The organism is Herbiconiux liangxiaofengii (assembly GCF_041927335.1).
GTDB classification, from domain to species: domain Bacteria; phylum Actinomycetota; class Actinomycetes; order Actinomycetales; family Microbacteriaceae; genus Herbiconiux; species Herbiconiux liangxiaofengii.
The window spans coordinates 35,470-60,664 of record NZ_JBHFHD010000003.1; the positions used below are offsets into that span (position 1 = coordinate 35,470).

27 protein-coding genes are annotated in these 25,195 nt (G+C 71.3%); 17 read left to right on the top strand and 10 right to left on the bottom strand.

What is annotated here, in order from left to right; translation table 11 throughout:
- Positions 1 to 111 precede the first annotated feature (111 nt).
- Both ACEXOR_RS01505 and ACEXOR_RS01510 read right to left on the bottom strand, forming a co-directional pair.
- Positions 112 to 888: a DUF305 domain-containing protein gene (locus tag ACEXOR_RS01505; protein ID WP_374847609.1), complete on the bottom strand. Its 777-nt coding sequence runs from the start codon at positions 886 to 888 to the stop codon at positions 112 to 114.
- A 5-nt stretch (positions 889 to 893) separates the two neighbouring features.
- Positions 894 to 1,595: a thioredoxin-like domain-containing protein gene (locus ACEXOR_RS01510; RefSeq protein WP_374847610.1), complete on the bottom strand. Its 702-nt coding sequence runs from the start codon at positions 1,593 to 1,595 to the stop codon at positions 894 to 896.
- Between the two features lie 188 nt (positions 1,596 to 1,783).
- Between ACEXOR_RS01510 and ACEXOR_RS01515 the strand changes: the two genes are divergently transcribed.
- The 8 genes from ACEXOR_RS01515 to ACEXOR_RS01550 all read left to right on the top strand — a co-directional run bounded on the left by ACEXOR_RS01515 (position 1,784) and on the right by ACEXOR_RS01550 (position 10,869).
- On the top strand, positions 1,784 to 2,509 hold the full coding sequence (locus ACEXOR_RS01515) for a lysophospholipid acyltransferase family protein (protein ID WP_374847611.1): 726 nt from the start codon (positions 1,784 to 1,786) through the stop codon (positions 2,507 to 2,509).
- 272 nt (positions 2,510 to 2,781) lie between these two features.
- Positions 2,782 to 4,944: an acyl-CoA dehydrogenase family protein gene (locus ACEXOR_RS01520; RefSeq protein WP_374847612.1), complete on the top strand. Its 2,163-nt coding sequence runs from the start codon at positions 2,782 to 2,784 to the stop codon at positions 4,942 to 4,944.
- 120 nt (positions 4,945 to 5,064) lie between these two features.
- Entirely contained in the window at positions 5,065 to 5,988 is a 924-nt protein-coding gene (locus ACEXOR_RS01525; RefSeq protein ID WP_374847613.1) for an ABC transporter ATP-binding protein, read from the top strand.
- Positions 5,985 to 6,806 carry an ABC transporter permease gene (locus ACEXOR_RS01530; RefSeq protein ID WP_374847614.1) on the top strand — a complete coding sequence of 274 codons (822 nt, stop codon included), beginning with the start codon at positions 5,985 to 5,987 and terminating at the stop codon, positions 6,804 to 6,806. Before ACEXOR_RS01525 ends, ACEXOR_RS01530 begins: the two co-directional genes overlap by 4 nt.
- Before the next feature lie 80 nt (positions 6,807 to 6,886).
- Positions 6,887 to 8,215, top strand: coding sequence for a sensor histidine kinase (locus ACEXOR_RS01535; RefSeq protein ID WP_374847615.1), 1,329 nt, complete (start codon positions 6,887 to 6,889; stop codon positions 8,213 to 8,215).
- Between the two features lie 89 nt (positions 8,216 to 8,304).
- Positions 8,305 to 8,949 carry a response regulator gene (locus tag ACEXOR_RS01540; RefSeq protein ID WP_374847683.1) on the top strand — a complete coding sequence of 215 codons (645 nt, stop codon included), beginning with the start codon at positions 8,305 to 8,307 and terminating at the stop codon, positions 8,947 to 8,949.
- Between the two features lie 100 nt (positions 8,950 to 9,049).
- Positions 9,050 to 9,955 carry an endo alpha-1,4 polygalactosaminidase gene (locus ACEXOR_RS01545; protein WP_374847616.1) on the top strand — a complete coding sequence of 302 codons (906 nt, stop codon included), beginning with the start codon at positions 9,050 to 9,052 and terminating at the stop codon, positions 9,953 to 9,955.
- A gap of 227 nt (positions 9,956 to 10,182) precedes the next feature.
- Positions 10,183 to 10,869 (top strand): HAD family hydrolase, encoded by a 687-nt coding sequence (locus tag ACEXOR_RS01550; protein ID WP_374847617.1) that lies wholly within the window; start codon positions 10,183 to 10,185, stop codon positions 10,867 to 10,869.
- Between the two features lie 188 nt (positions 10,870 to 11,057).
- Here the strand turns inward: ACEXOR_RS01550 and ACEXOR_RS01555 are convergent, their stop codons facing one another.
- Positions 11,058 to 12,404, bottom strand: a complete 1,347-nt coding sequence (locus ACEXOR_RS01555; protein WP_374847619.1) for a DUF2510 domain-containing protein — start codon at positions 12,402 to 12,404, stop codon at positions 11,058 to 11,060.
- Positions 12,405 to 12,509: 105 nt separating this feature from the next.
- Here ACEXOR_RS01555 and ACEXOR_RS01560 point away from each other — a divergent pair, with 105 nt between their 5' ends.
- The 4 genes from ACEXOR_RS01560 to mtnB are packed head-to-tail and all read left to right on the top strand — an operon-like array spanning position 12,510 to position 16,277.
- Entirely contained in the window at positions 12,510 to 13,637 is a 1,128-nt protein-coding gene (locus ACEXOR_RS01560) for a translation initiation factor eIF-2B alpha/beta/delta subunit family protein (protein ID WP_374847621.1), read from the top strand.
- Entirely contained in the window at positions 13,634 to 14,869 is a 1,236-nt protein-coding gene (locus ACEXOR_RS01565) for a phosphotransferase (protein ID WP_374847622.1), read from the top strand. The genes ACEXOR_RS01560 and ACEXOR_RS01565 overlap by 4 nt, the downstream gene beginning before the upstream one ends.
- Positions 14,866 to 15,615, top strand: coding sequence for an acireductone synthase (gene mtnC, locus ACEXOR_RS01570; RefSeq protein ID WP_374847624.1), 750 nt, complete (start codon positions 14,866 to 14,868; stop codon positions 15,613 to 15,615). The genes ACEXOR_RS01565 and mtnC overlap by 4 nt, the downstream gene beginning before the upstream one ends.
- Positions 15,612 to 16,277 carry a methylthioribulose 1-phosphate dehydratase gene (gene mtnB / locus ACEXOR_RS01575; protein ID WP_374847625.1) on the top strand — a complete coding sequence of 222 codons (666 nt, stop codon included), beginning with the start codon at positions 15,612 to 15,614 and terminating at the stop codon, positions 16,275 to 16,277. Before mtnC ends, mtnB begins: the two co-directional genes overlap by 4 nt.
- A gap of 79 nt (positions 16,278 to 16,356) precedes the next feature.
- Here the strand turns inward: mtnB and ACEXOR_RS01580 are convergent, their stop codons facing one another.
- The gene (locus tag ACEXOR_RS01580; RefSeq protein WP_374847627.1) at positions 16,357 to 16,635 is read right to left on the bottom strand and encodes a hypothetical protein; all 279 of its coding nucleotides are present in this window, start codon (positions 16,633 to 16,635) and stop codon (positions 16,357 to 16,359) included.
- Between the two features lie 113 nt (positions 16,636 to 16,748).
- On the opposite strand from ACEXOR_RS01580, the gene ACEXOR_RS01585 reads away from it, so the two are divergent.
- Positions 16,749 to 17,579: an oxidoreductase gene (locus ACEXOR_RS01585; protein WP_374847629.1), complete on the top strand. Its 831-nt coding sequence runs from the start codon at positions 16,749 to 16,751 to the stop codon at positions 17,577 to 17,579.
- Between the two features lie 8 nt (positions 17,580 to 17,587).
- Here the strand turns inward: ACEXOR_RS01585 and ACEXOR_RS01590 are convergent, their stop codons facing one another.
- Positions 17,588 to 17,992, bottom strand: a complete 405-nt coding sequence (locus ACEXOR_RS01590) for a winged helix-turn-helix transcriptional regulator (RefSeq protein WP_374847631.1) — start codon at positions 17,990 to 17,992, stop codon at positions 17,588 to 17,590.
- A 108-nt stretch (positions 17,993 to 18,100) separates the two neighbouring features.
- On the opposite strand from ACEXOR_RS01590, the gene ACEXOR_RS01595 reads away from it, so the two are divergent.
- Positions 18,101 to 18,751, top strand: a complete 651-nt coding sequence (locus tag ACEXOR_RS01595) for an NAD(P)-dependent oxidoreductase (protein WP_374847633.1) — start codon at positions 18,101 to 18,103, stop codon at positions 18,749 to 18,751.
- Between the two features lie 73 nt (positions 18,752 to 18,824).
- Here ACEXOR_RS01595 and ACEXOR_RS01600 read toward each other — a convergent pair whose 3' ends face one another.
- Positions 18,825 to 19,793: an aldo/keto reductase gene (locus ACEXOR_RS01600; protein WP_374847635.1), complete on the bottom strand. Its 969-nt coding sequence runs from the start codon at positions 19,791 to 19,793 to the stop codon at positions 18,825 to 18,827.
- Here ACEXOR_RS01600 and ACEXOR_RS01605 point away from each other — a divergent pair.
- Complete coding sequence (locus ACEXOR_RS01605; protein WP_374847637.1) at positions 19,792 to 20,520, top strand: TetR family transcriptional regulator; 729 nt, start codon at positions 19,792 to 19,794, stop codon at positions 20,518 to 20,520. The genes ACEXOR_RS01600 and ACEXOR_RS01605 overlap by 2 nt on opposite strands.
- Before the next feature lie 65 nt (positions 20,521 to 20,585).
- Here the strand turns inward: ACEXOR_RS01605 and ACEXOR_RS01610 are convergent, their stop codons facing one another.
- Positions 20,586 to 20,927, bottom strand: coding sequence for a hypothetical protein (locus tag ACEXOR_RS01610; RefSeq protein WP_374847639.1), 342 nt, complete (start codon positions 20,925 to 20,927; stop codon positions 20,586 to 20,588).
- Positions 20,928 to 21,124: 197 nt separating this feature from the next.
- Here ACEXOR_RS01610 and ACEXOR_RS01615 point away from each other — a divergent pair, with 197 nt between their 5' ends.
- On the top strand, positions 21,125 to 21,631 hold the full coding sequence (locus ACEXOR_RS01615) for a DUF1269 domain-containing protein (protein ID WP_374847641.1): 507 nt from the start codon (positions 21,125 to 21,127) through the stop codon (positions 21,629 to 21,631).
- Between the two features lie 32 nt (positions 21,632 to 21,663).
- Here ACEXOR_RS01615 and ruvA read toward each other — a convergent pair whose 3' ends face one another.
- Together ruvA and ACEXOR_RS01625 are read right to left on the bottom strand one after the other, a co-directional pair.
- A complete protein-coding gene (gene ruvA / locus ACEXOR_RS01620; protein WP_374847643.1) occupies positions 21,664 to 22,266 on the bottom strand; it encodes a Holliday junction branch migration protein RuvA in 603 nt (200 codons plus the stop codon).
- Entirely contained in the window at positions 22,263 to 22,811 is a 549-nt protein-coding gene (locus ACEXOR_RS01625) for a TetR/AcrR family transcriptional regulator (RefSeq protein ID WP_374847645.1), read from the bottom strand. Before ACEXOR_RS01625 ends, ruvA begins: the two co-directional genes overlap by 4 nt.
- Before the next feature lie 154 nt (positions 22,812 to 22,965).
- Between ACEXOR_RS01625 and ACEXOR_RS01630 the strand changes: the two genes are divergently transcribed.
- Positions 22,966 to 24,423 carry an MFS transporter gene (locus ACEXOR_RS01630; protein WP_374847646.1) on the top strand — a complete coding sequence of 486 codons (1,458 nt, stop codon included), beginning with the start codon at positions 22,966 to 22,968 and terminating at the stop codon, positions 24,421 to 24,423.
- On the opposite strand, the gene ACEXOR_RS01635 is transcribed toward ACEXOR_RS01630, so the two are convergent.
- Entirely contained in the window at positions 24,417 to 25,079 is a 663-nt protein-coding gene (locus ACEXOR_RS01635) for an NAD(P)-dependent oxidoreductase (protein ID WP_374847647.1), read from the bottom strand. The genes ACEXOR_RS01630 and ACEXOR_RS01635 overlap by 7 nt on opposite strands.
- Positions 25,080 to 25,195: the final 116 nt, after the last annotated feature.

Consider the following 25,195-nt stretch of genomic DNA (forward strand, 5'->3'; position numbering starts at 1 on the left):
ACGGCCCCTTCTACGACGACATCCCGCCCTACGACGACGCCGAGGCTCCGCCTCTGCACCCCTGACCCACCGGGGCGGGCGCCCTGTGAGACGCCGGCACCGCGATGCCGATCAGCTCCGCGCGGCCAGCAGGTCCTGCATGTACTGGATCTCGCCCGACTGCGCGAACACGATGGCGTTCGCCAGCGCGACCACGAGCGGATTCGTGGTGCGGTCGAGTGCGGCGTTCGCCATCTCCACGCCGCCCTGGTGGTGCGCGATCATCAGCTGGAGGAAGAACCTCTCCGCCTCGACCCCGGAGAGTTCCGAGAGCCGCTCCAGGTCGGCGTCGGTGGCCATGCCGGGCATGGGCTGGCCGGGAACCATGTCGTCCGAGCCGGTGCCGGCCGTGTGCGCGTGACCTGAGTCGTCGGCGCCGCCGAGCGTGGGTTGCAGCATCCACGTCATCGCCGGCTGGGTCGACGCCTGGGGCAGGCCCCAGAGATTCAGCCAGGCGTACATCTGGCCCGACTGCTGCGCCTGCGAGGTGGCGATGTCGTACGCCAGCGATCGGATGTCGGGGTCGTCGGTCTGGTCGCGGATGATCAGCGCCATCTGCACGGCCTGGTCGTGATGGGTCTGCATGTCGCGCGCGAAACCCGCTTCGACGCCCGTGTCGGCGGGCATCGCCGTGCGCGGGGCGGCGAGCCAGCCGGCCGAGAACGCCACCACCGCGATGAGCGCGGCGGCCACGACGGCCGCGAGGGCGAGCCTGCCACGCGAGCGCTTGCGCGCATCCGCAACCGTGGTCTCAGAAGAGTCGTTCGTGGAGAGCTCGCCCGACACCGACTCGGGGGGTGCCGAAGGGTCGCGGGGTGAGGTGCCGTCAGAGAACCCGGATGCCGTCACGCCCGTCAGGCCACCTTGCCGGTGGCGTCGAGCCCGCCGGTGCAGGCGGCACCCGGCTCGGGCGCGTCGTTCGAGCGCCAGAACTTGGTGACGAAGTCGCCGAGGCGCTCGTCGTCGACGCCGTCGAGCTGCACCTGGTTGCCCCAGGCCGAGGCCACCACCGGGGCAGGGAGGCCCTCGAACGGCGACAGGACGACGTAGGTGTCGGGCAGCTTGGAGCGCAGGGTCTCGACGCCGGCCTCGTCGACCACGGCGGGGTCGTAGGTCACCCACACGGCGCCGTGCTCGAGGGCGTGCACCGCGTTCTCGTTCGGAACCGGCTGGTCGTAGACGCCGCAGTTCAGCCAGACGGCGTTGTGGTCGCCACCGGCCGGAGGGGTCTGCGCGTAGTCGACGGTGCCCGTGACGTGGTTGGAGGTGAGGTTGTCGTAGGTCTGCAGCTCGCCGATGGAGATCGACGCGGGGTCGACCTTGGGCTCGGCGCTGGTGACCACGAACGTGATCACGAGACCGAGTGCCACCAGGCCGGCCGCGCTGCCGCCGATCCAGCCGATGCGGCGGTTACGCTGCTGGCGCTTCTGGATCGCGATCATCTCGGCGACCTTCTCGGCGCGGCGGGCTTCGCGCTCCTGCTTGACCGTGAGCTTCTTAGCCTGGTCTTTGGCCTTCGGGGGCAGGGAGGAGGAATCGGAGGGCACGGGGCTCATTTCGACGATCGGACGCAGGGCTGGGTTGCAGCGACAACCATTTACAGCTTGCCTGAGGTCTCTATGAAAACGCCTTGAGCCGGTCTGCGGGGGCCGCCGCGCCGCATCCGACCGGTCTCCGGATGCGCACCGCCTTGCGGTTCCCGTCATAGCCAGAGCGGCATGCGCCCCGTGTGAGGATCGGAGGCATGCTCAAGACCGTCGCCAAAGGCCTCGCGCGACCCATCGCGCGCACGGTGTACCGGCCGACGGTGATCGGCCGCGAACTCGTGCCGCGCGAGGGCCCGGTGCTCTTCGCGAGCAACCACCTGAGCTTCATCGACAGCGTGGTGATCACCCTCATGGCTCCGCGCGACGTGCGCTTCCTGGCCAAGTCGGAGTACTTCACCGGCGAGGGCGCGAAGGGCCGGCTGTCGAAGGCGTTCTTCGAGTCGATCGGCGCGATCGCGGTCGACCGGGCGAGCGCCACTGCCTCGCAGGACTCGCTCGAGCGCGGGCGCGAGGTGCTCGAGGCCCAGGGAGCGTTCGCCATCTACCCCGAGGGCACCCGCTCGCGCGACGGCCGCCTGTACAGAGGCCGCACGGGAGTGGCCTGGCTCGGCCTCACGACCGGATGCCCGATCGTTCCCGTGGCCCTCACCGGTACGGAGGAACTGCTGCCCGTCGACGCCACCATTCCTCGGCGGCGCCCGGTGAGCATCCGGTTCGGTGAGCCCATCGAGTCGACCGGATACGGGGAGGCGTCGTCGGCGCGGGCTCGGCGGCGGCTCACCGACGACGTGATGGCCGCCATCGGCGCGATGTCGGGCCAGCCGCTCGCGAACGCCTACAACGAGCCGCCCGCGTCCTCGGTGGTGGAGCGGGTGCGCCGCGTCATCCACCGCAACGACCCCTCGGGCGCGACCCCCGACTGACTCACCGCCCCCACCCACCCCGTCCCTTCGCCGAGTTGCGCCAAATCGCCCCTTCCGGCGCCGAATGAGGGCGATTCGGCGCAACTCGGCGAGAGAGGTGGGGCGCGGGCGGGGTTTGTTCGGCTTCGTGGGCGAAAGCTGGGAACGTCTGTATGACCTCCACAGTCCTCTGCCGACGGGTCGGTCCCGAGTTGTAGGCCGCGGACGGGTGATTTCGGTGCGCCGTCGCATCATCTTACCGTGGTCGAACGCCACGACGACGAGGACGAGTGATGACGGACACCATCGACAAGGCCGGCACGACGAAGCCGGACACCCAGGCCGAGCAGATCGAGAACGAGCTCGACGCCTCGGCCCGCCTTCCCAAGCGCTCGGCCGGCAGCGGAGTCGTGGTGGCGCGCACCGACACCGAGTGGCTCGGCCGCTACCTGCTGGGCAACTGGGCCGAGGTGCGGCTGGCCGCCCGCGAGCTCACCGCGCGGCCCGAGCTGCAGCGTATCGACGGTCAGACCCTGGATGAGCATCGCGAACGCGTGTTCGGCCAGCTCAAGCTGCTGGTGGAGAACGGTCAGGTGCACCGCGCCTTCCCGAAGTCGCTCGGCGGGGAGGACGACCACGGCGGAAACATCGCCGGGTTCGAGGAGCTCGTGACGGCCGACCCGAGCCTGCAGATCAAGTCGGGCGTGCAGTGGGGGCTCTTCGGTGCCGCCGTGCTGCACCTCGGCACCGAGTACCACCACACCGCCTTCCTGCCGGGCATCATGAGCCTCGAGGTGCCGGGCGCCTTCGCCATGACCGAGACGGGCCACGGCTCGGATGTCGCTGCCATCGGCACCACTGCCACCTACGACGAGGCCACCCGGGAGTTCGTGCTGGACACCCCGTTCCGCGGCGCCTGGAAGGACTACCTCGGCAACGCGGCCAAGCACGGGATCGCCGCCGTGGTATTCGCGCAGCTGGTGACGAAGAACGTCAACCACGGGGTGCACGCCTTCTACGTTCCGCTGCGCGACCCCGCCACCGGCGAGTTCCTGCCCGGCATCGGCGGGGAGGACGACGGTCTGAAGGGAGGGCTGAACGGCATCGACAACGGCCGCCTGCACTTCGACGGCGTGCGCGTTCCGCGACAGAACCTGCTCAACCGCTACGGCGACGTGGCCGAGGACGGCACCTACTTGAGCGTGATCGCCAGCCCGGGCCGCCGGTTCTTCACGATGCTGGGCACGCTCGTGCAGGGCAGGGTGTCGCTGGACGGCGCATCCGTCGCCGCGGCGAAGATCGCCCTCACCATCGCGGTGACCTACGGCAACGAGCGCCGCCAGTTCACCGCCGGCAGCGACACCGACGAAGAGGTGCTGCTCGACTACCGGCTGCACCAGAAGCGTCTGATGCCCAAGCTCGCCACCACCTACGCCGCGAGCTTCGCGCACGAACAGCTGCTCACGAAGTTCGACGAGGTGTTCTCGGGCAAGGCCGACACGGATGAGGGCCGGCAGGACCTCGAGACCCTCGCCGCCGCGCTCAAGCCGCTGAGCACCTGGCACGCCCTCGACACCCTGCAGGAGGCCCGTGAGGCCTGCGGCGGTGCCGGCTTCCTGGCCGAGAACCGCCTGGTGGGGCTGCGCGCCGACCTCGACGTGTACGCCACCTTCGAGGGCGACAACCACGTGCTGCTGCAGCTCGTGGCCAAGCGCCTGCTCGCCGACTACAGCCGCCGCTTCGCCAAGGCCGATTTCGGTGTGCTCGCCCGCTACGTGGTGGGCAACGCGGCGGGCCGCACCGTGAACGGCTCCGGCCTGCGCTCGCTCGCCCAGACCGTGGCCGACCTGGGTTCCACCGCCCGCTCGGTGGGTCAGCTGCGCGAGGCCACCGCCCAGCGCCAGCTGCTCACCGACCGGGTCGAGACGATGGTGGCCGAGGTGGCCTCGAAGCTGCGGCCGGCGTCGAAGCTGTCGAAGAAGGATGCGGCCGACCTGTTCAACCTGCACCAGTCGGAGATCATCGAGGCCGCCAGGGCGCACGCCGAACTGCTGCAGTGGGAGGCCTTCAGCGAGGCCGTCGACGGCCCGGCGGCCGAGGGCATGGACGACGGCACCCGCGTGGTGCTCACGTGGCTGCGCGACCTGTTCGGGCTGGGCCTGGTGGAGAACCACCTCGCCTGGTACCTGATGAACGGCCGGCTCTCGCCGAGCCGGGCCCGGGCCGTGGGGCTCTACACCGAGCGGCTGTCGGCGCGGCTGCGGCCGCACGCGCAAGACCTGGTGGATGCGTTCGGTTACGGTCCGGAGCACGTGCGCGCCGCCATCGCCACCGGAGCCGAGAGGGCCAGGCAGACCGAGGCCCGCGACTACTACCGCGACGCCCGGGCCGCCGGCACCCTTCCCCCGGAGGAGAAGAAGGCCGCCGGGCAGAAGAAGGCCGCGAAGACGAGGTAGCCGTCGTACCCGGGTACCACGCACGTCGGCACCCGGGGCCGACGACCGGCGGAACGTGCATCCGTACCGTGGACAACGCGCAGAAAGCACTGCGCCACGACCACAGGGGATGACGAAACGATGATCCAAGCCACGTCTTTGACCAAGCGCTACGGGGCCAGGACGGCGGTCGACTCCGTCGACTTCACCGTGCGGCCCGGGCAGGTGACCGGGTTCCTCGGGCCCAACGGCGCCGGCAAGTCGACCACCATGCGCATGATCGTGGGGCTCGACCGGCCGACGTCGGGTCGGGTGACCGTGAACGGCAAGCCCTTCGCCGAGCACCGCGCGCCCCTCCGCGAGGTGGGCGCCCTGCTCGACGCCAAAGCCGTGCACACGGGCCGCAGCGCTCGCAACCATCTGCGCGCCATCGCGGCGACCCACCGCATCCCGATCAGCCGCGTCGACGAGGTGATCGACCTCACCGGCCTGCAGTCGGTGGCCCGCAAGCGGGTGGGCGGTTTCTCGCTCGGCATGGGCCAGCGGCTCGGCCTCGCAGCGGCCCTGCTCGGCGACCCGGCCACGCTCATCCTCGACGAGCCGGTGAACGGGCTCGACCCCGAGGGCGTGCTCTGGGTGCGCGGGTTCGCCCGTGCGCTCGCCGCCGAGGGCCGCACCGTGCTGCTCTCCAGCCACCTGATGAGCGAGATGGCGCTCACCGCCGACCACATCATCGTGCTGGGCAAGGGCCGCGTGATCGCGAACGCGTCGGTGAGCGACATCCTCGGTTCGACCGGCACGTTCGTGCGGGTTCGCAGCCCGCGGATCGGCGAGATCGCCCGTCGGCTCGGCCAGCCCGACGTCACCGTCACGAGCGTCGACGCCGACACCATCGAGGTGCGCGGGGTCGGAGCCGAGGTGATCGGTGACGCCGCCGCCTCGATCGGCGTGCCGCTGCACGAGCTCTCGACAGTGCAGGGGTCGCTCGAGGACGCCTACATGCGCCTCACCCGCGACGAGGTCGAGTACAAGACCGCCGCGTTCGCCGGGGAGGTGGCCCGATGAGCGCCGCCGTCACCGCGCCCACGACGGCGCGCACCACTCTGAAACCGATTCCGGATGCGCGACTGAGCTTCGCCGGCGTGCTGGACAGCGAGCGGGTCAAGCTCTCCACCCTGCGTTCCACCGTCTGGGCGTACGCCCTGCTGGTGGCCCTGCAGGTGGGGGTGAGCGTGCTGCTGGTGCTCACCCAGGTCTCGGGCGAGGGCACCACGGAGCAGGCCGCCTCGGCGGCGGTGCTCACCGCCTCGATCGGCGTGCTGTTCAACCAGCTGGTGATCTCGGTGCTCGGCGTGCTGGTGGTCACCGGGGAGTACAGCACCGGGCAGATCCGCTCGAGCTTCACCGCGGTGCCCAGGCGCCTGCCGGTGCTCTGGGCGAAGGCCCTGGTGTTCGGGGTCACGAGCTTCGTGGTGGGGCTGGTGGCCGTGCTGGCCGCCTACCTCGTCGACTGGCCGCTGCTGCAGGGGCAGGGCGTGACGAGCTCGATCACCGACATCGACGTGTGGGCCCGGCTCGTGGGGGCGGCCGGCTATCTGGCGATGATCGGTCTGGTGGCGTTCTTCATCGGGGCTCTGGTGCGCAACACGGCCGGCGGTATCGCCGCCGCGATGGGGCTGTTGCTGGTGGTGCCGTCGGTGCTGTCGTTCATCAGCGCCGAGTGGGTGACCGTGCTGCAGCAGTGGCTGCCGGGCTCCGTGGGGCAATCGCTCTTCCTCGGCAGCGACGTGTTCGAGCCGTGGCAGGCCGTGCTGGTTATGCTCGGGTGGATCGCCGTCTTCGCGACGCCCGCGGCGATCCTCATGCGACGGAGGGATGCCTGACGGTGGTGACGACCGGGCCCCCTCCGGGCCCAGGCCCATGGTCCTCGGCGCCGACGGTTCACCCGTCGGACGCCGAGGACTTGCAGCTGCCCAAACCGCCCGGGTTCATCCGCTCCTTCTTCAACCGGTATCCGTGGTTGCTCGACGGTGCGATCGCCGCGCTGTACGCCGTGCCGATGAGCATCTACTCCCTCGTGATCGCGGTGCTCGTGCTGACGGGGCTGGGGCCGATCGGGGAGGGGCCGCTCGCCTCGAGCCCGCTGCTGCCGGCACTGCTGCTCTACACGACCGCGGGGGTCTCGGTGGCGCTGCTGTTCCGGCGTCACGTTCCCGTGATCACGGCGGCGATCTGCATCGGTTCGATGCTCGTGCCGATTCCGCACGGCCTCCAGCTCGACTTCACCCCGGCTCTGGTCGCGATCTACGCGCTCGCCGTGTACCGCTCGACCCGGTCGGCGTGGATCGCGACCGCCGCCACGGTTGCCACGTCGGTGGTGTCGATCTCCGTGCAGTCGGGCGGCGACCCGGTGGCGACGATCGCGTTCGGCATCCTGGCGGCGCTGTTCGCCACCATCGCCACGCTCGTGGGCATCACCTTCGGCAACCGCCGCCGCTACATCGAGGCGCTGCTCGCCCGGGCCGCCCAGCTGGCGCGGGAACGCGACCAGCGGGCACAGCTCGCGGTGGCGTCGGAGCGGGCCCGCATCGCGCGCGAGATGCACGACATCGTGGCGCACAGCCTCACCGTGATCGTGGCGCTCTCCGACGGCGCCGAGGCGAGCCTGGCGCGCTCGGGCGACGCCCCGGCGTCGGCCACCGAGGCCGTGCGGCAGACCGGCATCACGGCCAGGCGGGCGCTCACCGACATGCGTCGCTCGCTCGGCGTGCTCGCCGAGCCGGGGTCGGGGTCGTCGACGGATGCGGGGCCGGGCCCCGGGCCGGCTTCCCGCGCGCCCGCCTCCCTGGCGCCACAGCCCGGTGCCGACGACCTCCCGGCGCTCATCGCCACCTTCCGGGCGGCCGGCCTGCCGGTGCGGTTCACCGCGGTGGGCGACCCGCCGGCCGATCCGGTGCTGCAGCTGACGGTGTACCGCGTGGTGCAGGAGTCGCTCACCAACGCGCTGCGCTATGCGCTCGGGGTCGACCGCGTCGACGTGGAGGTGCGGTACGACGCGTCCGGCGTCTCGATCGAGATCGTCGACGACGGGCTCGAGCCCGGTCGCGGGGCGGCCTCCGAGGGCTCCGGCCGCGGTCTCATCGGGTTGCGTGAGCGGGTGCAGGTGCACGGAGGCAGCGTGGCGGCGGGGCCGATCGGCACGCGCGGCTGGCGGGTGGCCGCGCGGCTCGGGGCTGCCGACGGGGCGCCCGCATCCGTTCGCCCCACCGAGACTGAAAGAGGTACATCGTGACCGACACCGAGTTCACCCAGGCCGGGTCCGCCGGCGCCGCCCGCATCCGCGTGCTGCTCGTCGACGACCAGCAGCTCATCCGGCTGGGCATGCGGATGGTGCTGGAGTCGTACGACGACCTCGAGGTGGTGGGGGAGGCTGGCGAGGGCGGCGAGGCGGTGGCGACGGCGGCCCGGCTCACCCCCGACGTGGTGCTGATGGACGTGCGGATGCCCGGTATGGACGGCATCGAGGCCACCCGCGCGATCGTGGCGGCCAACCCGGCCAGCCGCATCATCATCCTCACCACCTTCGATCTCGACGAGTACGCCTTCGCGGGCCTGGCCGCGGGCGCCAGCGGGTTCCTGCTGAAAGACGCCCGGCCCGGGGAACTCGTCGCCGCCATCCGCGCGGTGGCCTCGGGAGACGCCGCGGTCTCCCCACGGGTGACGCGCAAGCTGCTCGAACTGTTCGGGCCGCAGCTGCCGGCCCCCGGTGAGCCGGCGACGGATGCCCGTTCCGCCGCGCCGGGTTCGCCGCACGAGGGGCGCACGGCCCGGCTCGGCACTCTCACGGAGCGCGAGCGCGAGGTGCTCGTGGCGATGGCGGAGGGGCTGACGAACACCGAGATCGCGGCGCGGTTCTTCTTGTCGGAGTCGACGGTGAAGACGCACGTCGGGCGGGTGCTGATGAAGCTGGAGCTCCGCGACCGCGTGCAGGCCGTGATCTTCGCCTACGGTGCGGGGCTGGTGTGAGGTGAGCCCGGTTGTGCACAGGACGGTGACCGGAGCCGCTTCGTGCACAGGCCCAGGTGTTCGAAGCCGCGGCGCAGCGGGGCCGACTACGATCGGGCACGTGGTCGCAGCCTTCCGTCGTCGTGTCTCCCTGGCCGCAGTGGCCGTGCTGACGATGCTCGCGCTCGCCGCCTGCGCCGCTCCCGCAGAGAGCGATGCCGGTGGCGACACCGCGGCGTCCGGGAGTGTGTCGCCCACGCCGTCGGTGACGCCGACGCCCACGGAGGCGCCCGCCCCGGTGGCTCCCGTCATCCGCCCCATTCCGGCGGGTGCGGTGGTGGACTACCAGCTCGGCGGAGCGTACGAGCCCGCGGCGGCCGTGACGGTGGTGGCCCGCGACAGCGACGACGCCCCCGTGCCCGGGCTCTACAACATCTGCTACGTGAACGGCTTCCAGACCCAGCCGGAGTCGAACTGGCCCGAGGTGCTCGTGCTGCACGATGCCAAGGGCAAGCCGGTCACCGACCCGGGCTGGCCCGATGAGAGCATCCTCGACATCTCCACGCCCGACAACCGGGCTGCCATCGCCGATCGCATCGCCGTGACCATCGCGGGCTGCGCGGGCAGCGGCTTCGACGCGGTGGAGTTCGACAACCTCGACTCCTACACCCGCAGCCGCGGCGCGTTCGGGCTCGACGAGGCGATGCAGCTGGCGCACCTGCTGGTCGACGTGGCGCACGCCAACGGGCTGGCGGCGGGGCAGAAGAACACGCCGGAGCTGGCGGCCAGGGGGCACGCCGAGCTGGGGTTCGATTTCGCGGTGGCCGAGGAGTGCCAGCGGTTCCAGGAGTGCGCCAGCTACACGAGCGTGTACGGCGACCAGGTGGTCGACATCGAGTACTCCGGGCATCTGCGGGGCACCTGGGCCGAGGCGTGCGCCGACCCGACGCGGCCGGCGGCCATGGTGCTGCGCGACCGCGAGCTCGCGCCCCTGGGCACGCGCGGGCACGTGTACGACAGCTGCTGACCGCGGGTGCGCGCCCGCCGCGCGGCGGATCGAGGTGCCGGCTGGCCCGCGCTCGACGGCGTCGGCCGAGGGGGCCCGCCCGGTAGGGCGGCATCCGGTGGCGCCAGTTCTTCACCCGCCGTTCACCTGGGCGTCGGCGCGCGCCCAGCCCCCCGGTGGGGGCGGCGCTGGAGGATGAGAGCCACGCAGTGGGGGCTTCGCCTGGACTCCCGTTAAGGGGGTCGGCCGTGGTGACGAGAACGAGCGTGCCGACCGGGGTGCGGGCATCCGCCGCGGCTGTCTCAGCGGGACCGCTCGCCGACACCATGCTGCTGTTCGACTGGAACGGCACGATCGTGATCGACTCCGACCGGGCGCACGCCGCTCTGAACGGCGTGCTGGCCCGGCGCAGCCTGCGCATCCTGGGCGAGGCCGAGTTCGCGCGGCGCTTCAGGCTGCCGCTGGCCGAACTGCTCGAGCGGCTCGGCGTGGAGCCCGACGACATCGCCGAGGCCGAGGCGGAGTGGAACGCGGGCCTTGCCGAGTCGCGGTCGCACCTGCGCGGTGGAGCGGCGGAGTGCCTTCGCGAGCTCGCCGCCGACGGCGCCTGGCTCGGGGTGCTGACGGTGGCGTCGGCCGCCGCGGTGCGGTTCGACCAGCGCGCCCTGCAGGTGCCGCCGGTGTGGAACTCCGTCGAGGCCGGCCTCGGCGACACCCTCGAGCCCATGCTGCGGCACCGGGCGGCGCGCCAGCGCGCGTACTTCGTGGGCGACGACGCCGACGACCTGCGGCGGGCGTCGGCCGCCGGCTATCTTCCGGTGGCGGTGACGGATGCGCCGGGCGACGACCGCGCCCTGCGTGCGGCCGGAGCGGTTCACGTCATCGCCGACCTCGACGAGCTGCGGGCGCTCGTGGCGGGGGACACCCCCGCCTAGGCCGCGCCTCGGGTGCTGCGCCTGCGGCTCGGGTGCAGGGTGTGCGCTACGAGCACCGCAGGACGCCTGCGGGCTCGTCACCACGTCGGCGGGGCCGGGGAGTGCGCGAAGGCGCTGGACGTCGGCCCGCGGCATCCGGAACCGAGCGCGCCGGAGTCGACCGGCGCGCTCAGGCGACCCGGGGCGGCCTAGTAGGTGTAGCCGCCCGTGTTGAACATCGAGACGCTGAGGCCCACGACCCACACGACCACGCCGATGGCGATCACGATGTTGAGTGCGATCACACCGATGGTCACCCACATCGGGGCGATCCCGCGGCCCGAGCGGCGGCGCACCACGACCGAGCGACCGATCGGGTAGACCGCGCTGAGGAAGCCCCAGGCCCAGTGGAACGGCCGGTCGAAGCCCTTGCTGAGCAGCCACTTGCGGTCGAAGTACGCCAGCACCACGCCGGCGCCGTAGAGCAGCCAGCCGAACACGGTGGCGATGCCCTGGGCGAGCAGTGCGCCGCCCGACGCACCCGAGCTGTAGGTGCCGTAGGAGTCGATGTCGTACCGCATCGAGTCCTCGAGGCCCGTGAACGACAGCGGCAGCAGCAGCAGGCTCAGGAGCGGCAGCAGCACGATCACCCAGATGAACGGGCCGTACACCGGGGTCTCGGGGCCCACCTTGCGGGGTTCGGTCGCCGGGTAGCCGCCGTAGGCCGGGGCCGACGGGTAGGCGTACTGCTGCTGCGCTCCGCCGGGCTGCGGGATGCCGGGCTGCTGCTGCCCGGGCTGCGGGTAGCCGGGGTGCGGCTGGTTCTGCTGCGGGGTCTGCGCCGGGTAGCCGGGGTGGGCCTGGCCCGACTGCGGGTAGCCCGGATGCGGCTGACCGGCCTGCGGGTAGCCCGGGTAGGGCGGGCCGGCCTGCGGGTAGCCGCCCTGGGGTGCGCTCGGGGGCGTGACCGGCTGGGCGGGTTCGGGCAGCGGGAACGCCGGCTGCGGCGGGCGCGACTCGGACGAGGCGCTCTGCACGGGCGTGGTGACGGGAGCCGGCGGCGCGGGGGCGTCGGTGGGCTCGGCCGTGGCCGGAGCTGAGGTATCGGGCTCTGCGGCGGCGGGCTCCGGGGTGCTGGGCTCTGCGGTGGCAGACTCTGCGGCGGCGGGCGCCCAGGCGTCGGTGGTGGTCTCGGCCGGTGCGGCCGGTGCGGCCGGTGCGGCCGGTGCGTCGACGGCCGGCGTCGAGTCGCCGGAGGCCTCAGACGTCTCGGCGGCGGGGGAGGCGGTGCTCGGCGGCGTGAGGCGGGTGGTCTCGAGATCGTCGATCGCGGAGTCCGAGCCCGGATCCGAGGTCGCGCCCGACGGCCCGGCATCCGGCGTCGTGGTGTCCGGCGCCGTACCATTCGGCGTCTCGGCGCCCGGCGTCGTGGTCTGCGGCGCGGCGGGCTGGATGTGATCCGTCCACTCCCCGCCGTCCCACCAGCGGAGCCCCCCGGACCCGGCTGGGTCGTCGTACCATCCTGCGGTCGGCCCCTGGCCGTTCGATTCGCTCACTGAGCCCCCTGTCGTCAGACACAGCTTAGGGCGCGGGCCCGGCCTCCACGAGTCGTCCTCGCACCGTCGCACGGTATCCTCAGGAGCGAGAACCGACGGGACGACATGACCACCAGTACCGACATCATCCCCGTGCTCGACGACTCCGTGCGGGTCGCGTCGGGCGTCGTCCGCATCCTCGACCGGCGGGTGTTCCCCGACACCGTGAGCTGGGTCGAGGCGGCCGACGCCGAGGCCGTGGCCGAGGCCATCCGGAGCATGGTCACGCAGAGCTCCGGCCCCCTGTTCGCCGCCTTCGCCGGAATGGAACTCACCGCGCAGCAGGTGGCCGGCCTCGAACCCGGCGTCGCCATCGAACGGATGCGCGCGGCCGGCGCTGCGCTGGTGGCCGCGCGGCCCACGAACATCCACCCCCACGAGGCGGTGCACCGCGTGCTCGCCGCGACCGACGCCGCGCTCTCGGAGGCCCGCGCATCCGGAGCCGGCGACGCCGCGACCACGGCCGCCGTCGTGGAGGCCGCGGTGGAGTCGGCGCACAGCGGCGCCCGCCTCTACCGCGAGCGCAGCCGCCGGCTCGGTGCCGCGACGGCCGAGCTGCTGCCCGACGGCGCGCGCATCCTCACCCACTGCTGGATGGACACCTACCTGATCGAGTTCGTGCGCGCCGCGCGTGAGGCCGGCAAGCGGTTCGACTGGGTGGCCACCGAGACGAGGCCCTACCTGCAGGGCGCCCGACTCACCGCGCACACCCTCGCCGAGTTCGGCGAGCACGTCACGCTCATCACCGACGGCATGGGTGCGGCAGCGCTCGCCCCCGGGTCGACGATCGGCCGCATCGACGCGCTCGTCACCGCCGCCGATCGCGTGGCGATGGACGGCAGCGTGGTGAACAAGGTGGGCACGCTCGGGCTGGCGGTGGCGGCGAGTGCCTTCGAGGTGCCGTTCTACGCGCTCGTGCAGGCTCCGGATGCCGGGGCCCCGACGGCGGCCGACATCGTGGTGGAGGAGCGCGACCCCGCGGAGGTGCTGCACACGCTGGGCCGGCGCACCGCGTCGACGCTGGTGACCGACGCCTGGTACCCCGCCTTCGACGTGACGCCGCCGCGCTTCGTGAGCCGCATCGTGACCGATCGGGGTGCGTTCGAGCCCGCACGCGTGGGGGAGTACTTCGCGTCGGGCGAGACGGCGGCTGCGCCTGACTCGGCTGCGCCCGGGGCGGAGGCGGCGCGATGACCGCCCCCTACGAACTGCTCGTCGACCGCGACGACGTGGTCACCTACCTCTCGGGCGCGGGACTCCTCGACCGGCTGGCCGACGACGCGGCCGACGTGGCCGTGCTGGAGGTGACGGCCGGCAACATGAACCGCGTGTTCATCGCCCGCGGCCCGCTCGGCAGCCTCGCGGTGAAGCAGGCACCGCCGTGGGTGCAGGTGGTGGGCCCCGAGTGGCCCGTCGACCCCGGCCGCATCGTCTCGGAGGCGCGCACGTACGAGCGCCTGGCGCTGCGGGTGCCCGACTCCATCCCCGACATCGTGGCCTTCGACCCCGATCGCTACGTGCTCGTGATGGAAGACCTGAGCGATCTGGGTGTGCTGCGCGACGCGCTGGTGCGCCAGGTGGTGTCGGGCGCGGCATCCGTCGACATCGACTATGCCGACCTCGGCCGCGTGGTGGGCCGCTTCGTCGGCGAGCTGGCCGCCTCGACCTCGTCGCGTGTGCTCGGCGACGAGGCGCACGCGGCCCTGGTCGAGACGGCCGCGAACCCCGAGCTCTGCCGCATGACCCTCGACGTGGTGCTCGACGAGCCCTATCGCGAGCACGAGCACAACCACTGGCACCCGGCCCTGGACGACCGGGTTCGCGGGCTCTACCGAGACGAACGGATGCGCGAGGCCGTCGCGAGCATCCGCCACGACTTCCAGACCCGCCACGAGGCGCTCATCCACGGCGACCTGCACACCGGCTCGGTGATGATCGGGCGGCGCGACGGTGCGCAACGCGTGGTGGTGTTCGACCCGGAGTTCAGCTTCGTGGGGCCCATCGGCATGGATCTCGGGCTGTTCTGGGCCAACCTCGAGCTCGCGGCCATCGCCGCCGACGCGGTGGGTCAGGGGGCGCTCGCCGCCGCCCGGCTGTCGGCCGTGGAGACGAGCCGGGCCGCGTTCGCCGGGGTCTGGCGGTCGGCCGGCTTCGACGAGGCGAGCCTCGCGGCCATCGAGCGCGACGCCTGGCGGTTCGCGGGCGTGGAGCAGCTGCGCCGGGCCGTGGGGTTCTCGCACGCCGCCGACATCGAGTCGCTTCCCGGAGCGGTGCTGGGCGAGGCCTCGGTGCGCCTGTTCGACCTCGCCCGCCACCACGTGCTCACCGGCGAGCCTGCCTCCGGCCAGCGCACTCCCGCTGTCAGCGACCCCGCCGCTCCAGCCCCCGACGCCCCCGACGCCCCCGACGAGAAGGAACGACCGTGACCGAAGAGAACCCGCCGGCCCCCACCCCCGACCCGCTGATGGTGACCGCCCGCACCGTGGTGGTCGACATCGAGGGCACCACGAGCGCCGCCGGCTTCATCCTCGGCGACCTGTACGACTACGCCCGCCCCCGTCTGGCCTCCTGGATCGACGACCACGCCGACGACCCGGCCATCGCCGAGGCGCGCTCGCAGGTGCTGCGCGACGCATCCCTGCCGTCGGATGCGAGCACCGACGCCGTCGTGGCGGTGCTGCACGAGTGGATGGAACGTGACGTCAAGGCCACCCCGCTGAAGACCATCCAGGGTCAGATCTGGGCCGAGGGCTTCGAGCGCGGCGAGATCTCGTCGCACTTCTTCGACGACGTGATCGGCACGCTGCGCGGCTGGCACGCCCACGGCGTGGGGATCGCGGTGTTCTCCTCGGGGTCGATCGCCTCGCAGGTGCCGTGGTTCGCGCACTCGCCGGAGGGTGATCTGACGCCGCTGATCACCGACTTCTTCGACACCGTGAAGGCGGGCCCGAAGAAGGAGGCCGCCTCGTACGACGCCATCGCCGCCACCCTCGGCGTGCCAGCGGGCGAACTGGTGTTCTTCACCGACAACCCGGGCGAGGTCGAGGCCGCCCGCGCGGCAGGATGGCAGGTGGTGGCGTTCTCGCGTGAGGGCGAGCCGTTCTTCGAGGCCGACTTCGGCGACGCCGCCGTGGTGGGCGCGTTCGACGAGGTCGAGGTGGTGGCGCCGTGACAGCCGGGCTCTCCGCCGAGACGCTCACCGCGGCCGGCGCGGCGCTGGCCGCCGAGTCGGCGCGCTTCGCGGCGCGGGGCTGGATGCCGGGAACGGCCGGAAACCTCTCGGTGACGCTGGGCCGCGATCCGCTGCGCCTCGCGGTCACCGCCTCGGGGCTCGACAAGGGCGAGCTCGCGGCGTCCGACGTGGTGATCGTCGACGATAACGGCGAGTGGGCCACCGACGACACCTCGGCCCGACTCACCGACGAGCTGGGCCTCGCCCGGCGCCCGTCGGCCGAGGCCGGGCTGCACGCCCGGGTGGCCGCGGTCACGGGGGCCGGGGCATGCATCCACGTGCACGCCCTCGCCGCGGTGCGCGCCGGGCACCGCTGGCCCGACGGCGTCGAGCTGAACGACCTCGAGATGCTGAAGGGCATCGGGCACTCGGCGCACGGCGAACGGGTCGTCATCCCCGTGGTGCAGAACCACCAGGACATGCGGGTGCTCGGCGGCGACTTCGAGCGCGTCTACCTGCCGGCCACTGAGCAGGTCGCCGAGGTTCCGGCGCTGATCGTGGCCGACCACGGAATCTACGCCTGGGGAGCCGACCTGCGGCAGGCCCGCTGGCACCTCGAGCTCACCGAGGCGCTGCTGCAGATCGCGCTCGCGACCCGCTGAGTCGAGCCGCCGAGCCGACGCGACCCGCTGAGCCGAGCCGCCGCGCGCGAGCCGCCGCGGGCGGAACCCCGCGCATCCGTTACATCGGGTATTCGTCGTCGAAGGCGGAGTAGGGCTCGAACGGGTGGCCGAGGTCGCCGTCGTCGCGCGTCTCTTCTTCGACCTCGGCCACCTCGAAGGTGATCGGCACGCCCGGCGAGACCAGGATGGCGAGCTCCCGGTTGCCGTAGAGAGTCACCCTCACGATGTCGCCGCCCCCGCGCACCGCCTCGAGGGCCGCGGCCTCGATGTCGGCGATGTTCTGGCCCTGGGCGAGGGGATGCGGGGTGTCGCTCACGGTGATCGTTATGCGCTGCATGACTGGCCTCCGCTCCTCACGTAACCACGGGTCGCGCCGTTTGGGTAGTGCCGGCGTAGGTTCGCAAGTCGCGGGGCACGGCTGATCGATCGTGTCCGCACCGAGGAGAACTCATGTCCACCTGGTTCATCACCGGCTGCTCGACCGGACTCGGCCGCGCCCTCGCGGAGGCGGTGCTCGAGAGCGGGCACAATGCCGTGGTCACCGCCCGGGAGGCCTCGCGGGTTCAGGATCTGGCCGATTCCCACCCGCAGACCGCGCTCGCGCTCGCCCTCGACGTCACCGACGACGGCCAGGTCGCCGGCGCGGTGGCCGCCGCCGTCGAGCGCTTCGGAGCGATCGACGTGCTGGTGAACAACGCCGGCTACGGCTACCGCGCCGCCGTGGAGGAGGGGGAGGACGACGCCGTGCGGCAGCTGTTCGACACCCAGCTGTTCGGGTCGGTGCGCACCATCAAGGCCGTGCTGCCCGCCATGCGGGAACGGCGCTCGGGCACCATCGTGAACCTGTCGTCGATCGGCGCCAGGATCGCGCCGGAGGGCTCGGGCTACTACGCGGCCGTGAAGGCCTCGATCGAGGCGCTGACGCTGTCGCTGCGCAAGGAGCTGGCACCGCTCGGCATCGTGGCGACCGTGGTCGAGCCCGGCGGGTTCCGCACCGATTTCGCCGGCCGGTCGCTCACCCAGTCGGCGACCCCCATCGCCGACTACGCCGCCACGGCCGGGCAGCGTCGCAAGGAGAACGACACGGTTCACGGCACCCAGCCCGGAGATCCGGCGAAAGCCGCCCGCGTGCTCATCGAGGCCGTGGAATCGGGGGAGGCACCGTACATGCTGCTGCTCGGCAATGACGCGTCCGACGGGTTCCGGGCCGCGCTCGACGCCCTGCGCGAGGAGGTCGACCGCTGGGAGGCTGTCAGCCGGAGCACCGACTTCGACAGCTGAGGGCCGGATCACTCGCCGCGCGAGTCGTAGCTCTGCCAGGAGGCCACCACCTGGCCGAAGTGATCGACGGCCCACCGCTCGAGGGCTTTGAGCGGCTCCTGCAGGGTGTGGCCGGCCTCGGTCAATTCGTACTCCACCCGTGGGGGCACCTCGGCGTACACCATGCGGGTCACCAGGCCGTCGCGTTCCAGGCCGCGGAGGGTCTGGGTGAGCATCTTCTGCGACACGCCCTCGACGGCGCGACGGATGTCGGAGAACCGCTGCGGCCCGTCGGCCAGAACGCCCACCACCAGAACGGTCCACCGGTCGCCTATCCGGTCGAGCAGCCGGCGGCTCGGGCAGCCGGCCGCGTACGGATCGATGCTGTACCCGACTCCCTCGGGAGGTGCTGTCGGAAGGTCGATGGTTACCAAAAAGTGCCTACTTCCCAATGGTGACTATTGCGTTTAGCGTAGCTGGTGAAGACCCGAAGCAACAGATCGAACCGGGCTGACCCGGTCGACGAAGAAGAGGAGTGACACATGACCCGCATCACCGTCGTGGGAGGAACCGGCTACGCCGGCAGCGCCGTCGTCAAGGAGGCGGCATCCCGCGGATTCGACGTGGTGTCGTACAGCCGCTCGGTGCCCGAGGGCGACGCCCGGGTTCCCGGTGTGACGTACGAGACCGGCTCGCTGACCGACCCCGAGATGCGCGCCCGCGCCGTCGAGGGCACCGACGTGCTCGTGTCGACGCTGTCGCCGCGCGGTGAGCTCGACGGCCGCATCGTCGAGGTCGACCGCGAGCTGGCCGCGCTGGCGGGTGCGAAGGGTGTCCGTTTCGTGGTGGTGGGCGGCTTCAGCTCGCTGCGGCCGCAGGAGGGCGCCGTGCGTTTCGCCGAGGGCGACGGCCTGCCCCCCGAGTTCGCCTCCGAGGCCATCCAGATGAACACCGTGCTGGGCGAGCTGCTCGCCTCGCCCGAGTCGCTCGACTGGGTGTTCTTCTCGCCGGCGCAGCAGTTCGGCTCCTACGCCCCCGGTGAGACGCTCGGCCGCTACCGCCTCGGCGGCGAGGTGGCGATCTTCGACGCCGACGGCGTCTCGGCGATCAGCGGGGCCGACTTCGCGCTCGCGATCGTCGACGAGATCGACCAGCCGTCCCACCGGCGCCAGCAGGTCAGCGTGGCCTACTGAGGCGCATCGCTCAGGAACAGAACCGGAGGCGCGGGACCCGTCGTGGGTCCCGCGCCTCCGGCCGGTCGAGTGACTACTTCCAGTCGGGGTTCCTGTCCTCCGGGTAGCGAGAGCCAAAGAACCCTCCCGTGGGGAGGATCTCCTCGATGCGGGCGAGATCGCCCGCGGTGAGGTCGAGCGTGGCGGCACCGACGTTCTCCGCGACGCGCTCGGCGCTGCGGGTGCCGGGGATCGGGACGATGTGCTCCCCCTGCGCGAGCAGCCAGGCCAGGGCGAGCTGCGCGACGGTGGCGCCCTTGGACGCGGCGAGTTCGGTGAGCCGACGGGTGGCTTCGACGTTCTTCTCGAAGTTCCCGGGCTGCCAGCGGGCATCCCCTCGGCGCATGTCGGTCTCGTCGTAGTCGGCGGCCGGCTTCGCAGTACCGGTGAGGAACCCGCGCCCGAGAGGCGAGTAGGGGACGAAGCCGATACCCAGCTCCTTCAGTACGGGGAACACCACCTCGACCTCGCGTTCGAAGAGGGAGTACTCGGTCTGGAGCACCGAGACGGGCTGCACGGCGTGTGCCCGCCGCAGTGTCTCGGGTCCGACCTCGCTGAGGCCGAAGTACTTCACCGTGCCGGCCTCGATGAACTCCTTCACCGTTCCGGCGACGTCCTCGACGGGGACATCAGGGTCCTGGCGGTGCTGGTACAGGACGTCGATCTGCTCGACGCCGAGACGGCGCAGGCTGCCTTCGACGACGGCGCGGATGTGCTCGGGCCGGCTGTTCAGGCCGTAGTCGGGCGCGGTGAACCCGAACTTCGTCGCAATGACCACGTCGTCGCGGAAGGGCCGCACGGCGCGACCGACGATCTCTTCGTTCTCGCCCCAGCCGTACATCTCGGCGGTGTCGAAATGGGTCACGCCCAGCTCGTAGGCCTTCTGGATCGCGGCGATGCCTCCCCGCGAATCGCCGGGGCCGTAAGCCAGGGAGATTCCCATGGAGCCGTAGCCGATGGCGGATGTGCTGAGGCCCTGCTGGCCGAGTGTGCGGATCTGCATGATTGTGCCTTTCTGTTCGGTCGCGACAATCCCTTTGTCGGGGGCCATCACTCCTGTCAGTATATGCACTATCTGTCAGTCGGTGACAGAACATGCGCGGTATGCTGTGGCCGTGAGCGAGACCAGGACACCGGGGGGCGGGCTGCGCCAGCGCACGCGCGACGCCGTGCGCCAGCAGATCGCCGAGGTCGCGCTCGTGATGTTCGACGAGCAGGGCTTCGATGAGACCACCGTCGATCAGATCGCCGCGGCCGTCGACATCTCCTCCCGCAGCTTCTTCCGCTACTTCGCCTCGAAGGAGGACGTCGTCCTGGGAGATCCGATGATCTACGGCGAACCGGTTCGCCGGCGTCTCGCCGAGGCGATCGGATCGATGCCGATCTGGGAGGCACTGCGGGCAGGGTTCGAATCGGTGATCGAGACGACGGAGTCGGATCCTGAACGGGCGTTGCGAGCCATGCGGGTCATGATCTCCACTCCGGTTCTCCGCGCCCGCAACACCGAGAAGCACTTGGCCTGGATGACCGTTCTCGTGCCTCTGGTCGCCGAAGCCCTGGTCGGCCCCGACGAGGAACGGCAGTACCACGCGCGGGCGATCACGCTCTCTGCCCTGACCTGTCTCGACGTGTCGTCTGCCGAGTGGGTGCACCGCGACGGCGCCGTCTCGACTCGGGTGCTGCTCGATGAAGCGTTCCTGCTGCTCAGGCCCGCCGCACTACTGCCCTGACCTGTCTCGCCGGCCGGCCCCTGTGGCGGCCGGCGCTCGTCTCGATGACGAGTGGAGCGCATCCCTCACAGCGGGAGGATGTGCAGCGCGACGGCGAGCGACGTGAGCGCCGCCCCCGCGCAGCCCACCGCCGTGAGGGCGAGCAGGCGCGCACCGCGGGGGCGGCCCGGCTCGACGCCTCCGTTGGCGAGCGCCGCTTTGGCCTCGGCGAGGGTCGCCCGCGGCGGCAGGCTCTGGCCGGTGCCGTCGACCGTGGCGTAGTGGCCGTCGACGAACTCGACGAAGCCCGCGAACTCGCCGTCGCGGCTGGCCACCCAGAGCTTGCTCTCGGGCGAGCCCCACACGAGGTCGCCGGTCGCTGCGGCACGGTCGGTGGTGCTCGGGCGGATGGCGTGCGGGGTGGTCATGGTCTGATCCTCTCGTCGGGGTGGTGAGTCCAGCCTCCCGTGGGGCGTGGCTCGGCGGATCCTCCCGTGGGACTGTCCTTGGTACTGCGTCTGCAGTACCCAGGACGGTGCGATGCGACGACGCGCCGCCGACGGCCGTCGGCGAACCTTGGTGGCAGACGGCCGGTGAAGCGCACCGGCGGATTGGAGCAGTCATCATGACCACCGCGAACCAGACCACCACCGACCTGACGGGGCGCCGCATCCTCGCCGCCTCGTTCCCCACTCCGGATGGCGGGGCCCGTGCGGCGGCCGCCATCGCGGGCGCCTTCGCCGGCCACGTCGGCAATGTCGCCATCCTGCACGTGAAGCCCGACGGCAGCCCCGCCTTCGTCGAGACCAAGGACTGGGGGTCGGGGCGAGGTGCCCTCGTGGGTGGTCTGATCGGCATCATCGGCGGCCCGCTCGGGATGCTCGCCGGCAGCGGCCTGGGCGTGCTCGCCACGAAAGTGCGGGATGCGGGCTTCCCCGATCGTGAGCTGACGAGGCTCGGCTACTCCCTGAAGCGCAACCACTCGGCCCTCGTGCTCGAGATCGATGCGGCGTCGATCGGCGGAGCCGAGCGCATCCTCACCTCCATCGACGCCGCCCAGGTGGTCGTGGAACCGCTCGACTCGAGCGTGGCCGATCTGTTCGCCGAGGAGTGGATTCCGGAGGCTCCGTGACCCGAGCCGGTGCGGAGGAGATCAGGGTCGGATCAGGTCAGCTCGGCGAGCGCAGCCCTGATCAGCAGGGCGCTGGTCATCCTCTCCGCCCGCGCGGGATCGGCCGTGAAGACGGTCTCGAGCGCGAGAGCGGCCTGCTTCGGCTTCCAGCCGAGCGACAGCAGTGCACTCAGGGCCTCGCCCCGGGCCGGCGTGTCGACGGGTGCCGGCTCCGACTCCGGGGTGTCCGCGGCGAGGAACGACAGCTTTCCCCTCAGGCTCATCACGATCAGCCGCGCCGTCTTCGGGCCGATCCCGGGAACCGTGCGGAAGGGCCGGTCGTCATCGCTCTCGATCGCCGTCGCGATGCTCGCGGTGTCGAGCGCGCCGAGGGTGGCCAGGGCCGATCGTGGCCCGACTCCGGTGACCGTGACGAGGTGCTCGAAGACGGTGCGGTCGTCATCGCCGGCGAAGCCGAACAGCGTCAGGGCGTCTTCGCGTACGACGAGGACGGTCGGCATCGAGACCGCGGCACCGACGGTGAGTGCTGCGGCGTGAGAGGCGGTGAGCTCCACGGAGTGGCCGACCCCTCCGGTGTCGATGATCGCTCCGCGAGGGGAGAGCTGCAGGACGGTGCCGCTGAGGTGCGCGATCATGCTTCTCGGACCGACTTCGCCAGGTCGGCGATCTGGCGGGTCAGCTCGGCGCGGAACGCCGATGTGATCGGCCGGCTGCTCATGGCGTCGTACGACCACAGGCCGTCGGCGGCGAGGCAGGCGATGAACTGCTGCCGGATCGCGGAGTCGCGGGCGGCATCCTCGGGAGACGGTGTCCACCGCTCGTGCACCCGGTCGAGCGGTTCGTGCAGGGCGGGGTCGTCCGCCGTGGCATGGATCAGTTCCAGTTCCGCGCTCGTGGCGGACGTCGTGGCGAGCGTGATGTATGCCGCCGTCCGCTCTTCCTGGGTGGCTTCGGCGGCACTCGTGCCGGCGGTCGCGGCGAGCTGCGCCTCCCACTGGGCGGCGAGGTGCTCGTACATCGCCCGCACCAGCGACTCTCGATCCCGGAAATGATAGGTCATCCCGCCGCGCGTGAGTCCGGCCTCGTCGGCCGTCGCCTCCAACGTCAGTCTCGCGGCACCGTCTCGAGCAGAGACGCGGATGGCGGCATCGAGGATCGTGGTTCGGTTGTTCGCGCGCACCTCCCAAACATTACATGCCTGCATGTAAACCCTGATAAACTGCAAGCCTGCCCAGCTCGACGCTGCGGGGGGTCGGGTGCGGCTGTGCTGCACGGAGATCCGAGGCTTGAAACCTCCAGCAACTCACTCCCTGAGAAGCCTGGAGGCTTTTTTCATGTCTACTGCTGTGCGCAGTTCCACCAGGCGCTGGTGGGCTCTCGCGGTCCTCGCGCTCACCGAGCTCGTCGTCGTGCTCGACACCACCATCGTCACCATCGCCTTGCCGCAGGCGCAGCTCGAGATCGGGCTCACCGATGTGCAGCGGCAGTGGATCGTCACCGCCTATGCGCTGGCCTTCGGTTCGCTGCTCCTGCTCGGTGGCCGCATCGCCGACTACTGGGGCCGCAAACGCACCTTCATGGTCGGCATGGTGGGCTTCGGCATCGCCTCGGCCTGGGGAGGTCTCGCGCAGTCGGGGGTCGAGCTGATCGTCGCCCGCGGCATCCAGGGCGCCTTCGCCGCGATGCTCGCCCCCGCCGCGCTGGCGATGGTGACCGTGATGTTCACGCACGGCAAGGAGCGGAACCTGGCGTTCGCGATCTTCGGCACGGTCGCCGGCACCGGTGCCGCCATCGGGCTCGTGCTCGGTGGGGTGCTCACCGAGTTCGCCTCCTGGCGGTGGTGCCTGCTGGTCAACGTCGTCTTCGTGATCATCGGTCTCATCGGCGGCGCGCTGCTGCTCACGGAGAGCAAGGCAGAAGGCAACAACCGCTATGACGTGTGGGGTGCGATCACGGTCACCTTCGGGCTCGCCGCACTCGTCTACGGTTTCACGCTCGCCGAGCACGGCTGGGGTTCGGTCGACACCATCGGGTTCCTCGCCCTCGGCGCAGGCTTGCTCGCGCTGTTCATCCTGATCGAATCGAAGATCGCTCAGCCGCTCCTCCCGTTGCGTGTGATCCTCGACTCGGTGCGAGGAGGAGCGTTCCTGATCCAGGCGGTCGTCGGCGCGATCATGATCGGCTCGATGCTCTACCTCACGTTCCACTTCCAGATCGTGCTGGGTATGAGCCCCTTCATCTCCGGGCTTGCGAACGTCGGCATGACCGTCGTGATCTTCCTCTGCAGTCCGTTCGTGACCAAGGCGCTCAACCGGTTCGGGCCGCGTCCGCTGATGATCCTCGGGCCGCTGTTCTGCGCCGCCGGCCTGTTCTGGTTCGTCGGCATCACGCCCGACGGCGACTACTTCACGCAGGTGCTCCCCGGCCTCGTGCTCCTCGGGATCGGGCTCGCGCAGCTGTTCGTTCCACTGCAGAACCTCGCCCTGATCGGCGTCGAGGCCGAGGATGCCGGCGTCGCGTCGGCCACCGTGAACTCGGCCTTCCATATCGGAGGCTCGATCGGCCTGGCGATCTTCACCGCGATCTACGCCAGTGCGGTCACGGGCTCCCTCGACGGCGGGGCCGACCAGTTCACCGCCTTCACGGAGGGCTACGTCGCCGCGTTCGTCGCCTCCGGTATCGCGATGATCCTCGCGTCGGTGATCGCCTTCTTCCTCATCCGGGGAAAGAAGGACGACCTGATGCCGTCGTGGGACGAGGAGGACGCGGCCGACTCCTACGCGCGTCAGTAGGCGACGCCGAACTCGGCACGGTGCACCCGCGGCTGCTCGATCTCGTCGAGCACGGCGGAGGCGTAGTCGGCTCCGCTGATGGCCGAGACGCCCTCGGCGTCGAAGAGGGCGACGTCTCCGCCGACGCGGTACTCGCCTCGGGCCTCACCCGGAACGTGTGAGCCGAACTGGGCTGCCGGGGAGGCGTAGAACCAGTCGATTCCGGGCTCCAGCGTCTCGAGCTTCTGGAGCACCGCCATCATCTCCTTGACCACGGCGACGAACTCCGGCGGCATGCCGAGGTCGCCCTGCTCCGCCATCCGGGGGCCGCCGGGCTCGGTTCGCAGGGCGCTGAACCCTCCGACGACGCCGAAGCGCGCGCCGGCTGCCGCTGCGGCCCTGGCCAGCTCGGCGTCGACCTCGGCGAGGTTTCCGGCGAGTTCACCCCGCGGGAACAGGGCGGAGATCACGACATCGGCGCCCACCACGGAGGAGCGACGGGAGTCGGGATCGGTCATCGTGCCGGTGCGGTAGTCGACGCCCTCGATCCGTGCGTCGTCGGCCGGCAGGCTGCGGCTCACCGATGTCACCGCGTGCCCGCGGGCCACCGCTTCGCGCGCGATCGCGCTTCCGGCGTAGCCGGTGCCGCCGAGGACGGTGATCTTCAGGGTGCTCATGATGTCTTCTCCTTGCTCGATTCACCGGCGGGGAGCCGGCGCAACAACAATGTAACGATCACTACGAAATACCGCTAGCCTTTCTTTAGTAATTGCTTCAGAAAGATTGGATCTCC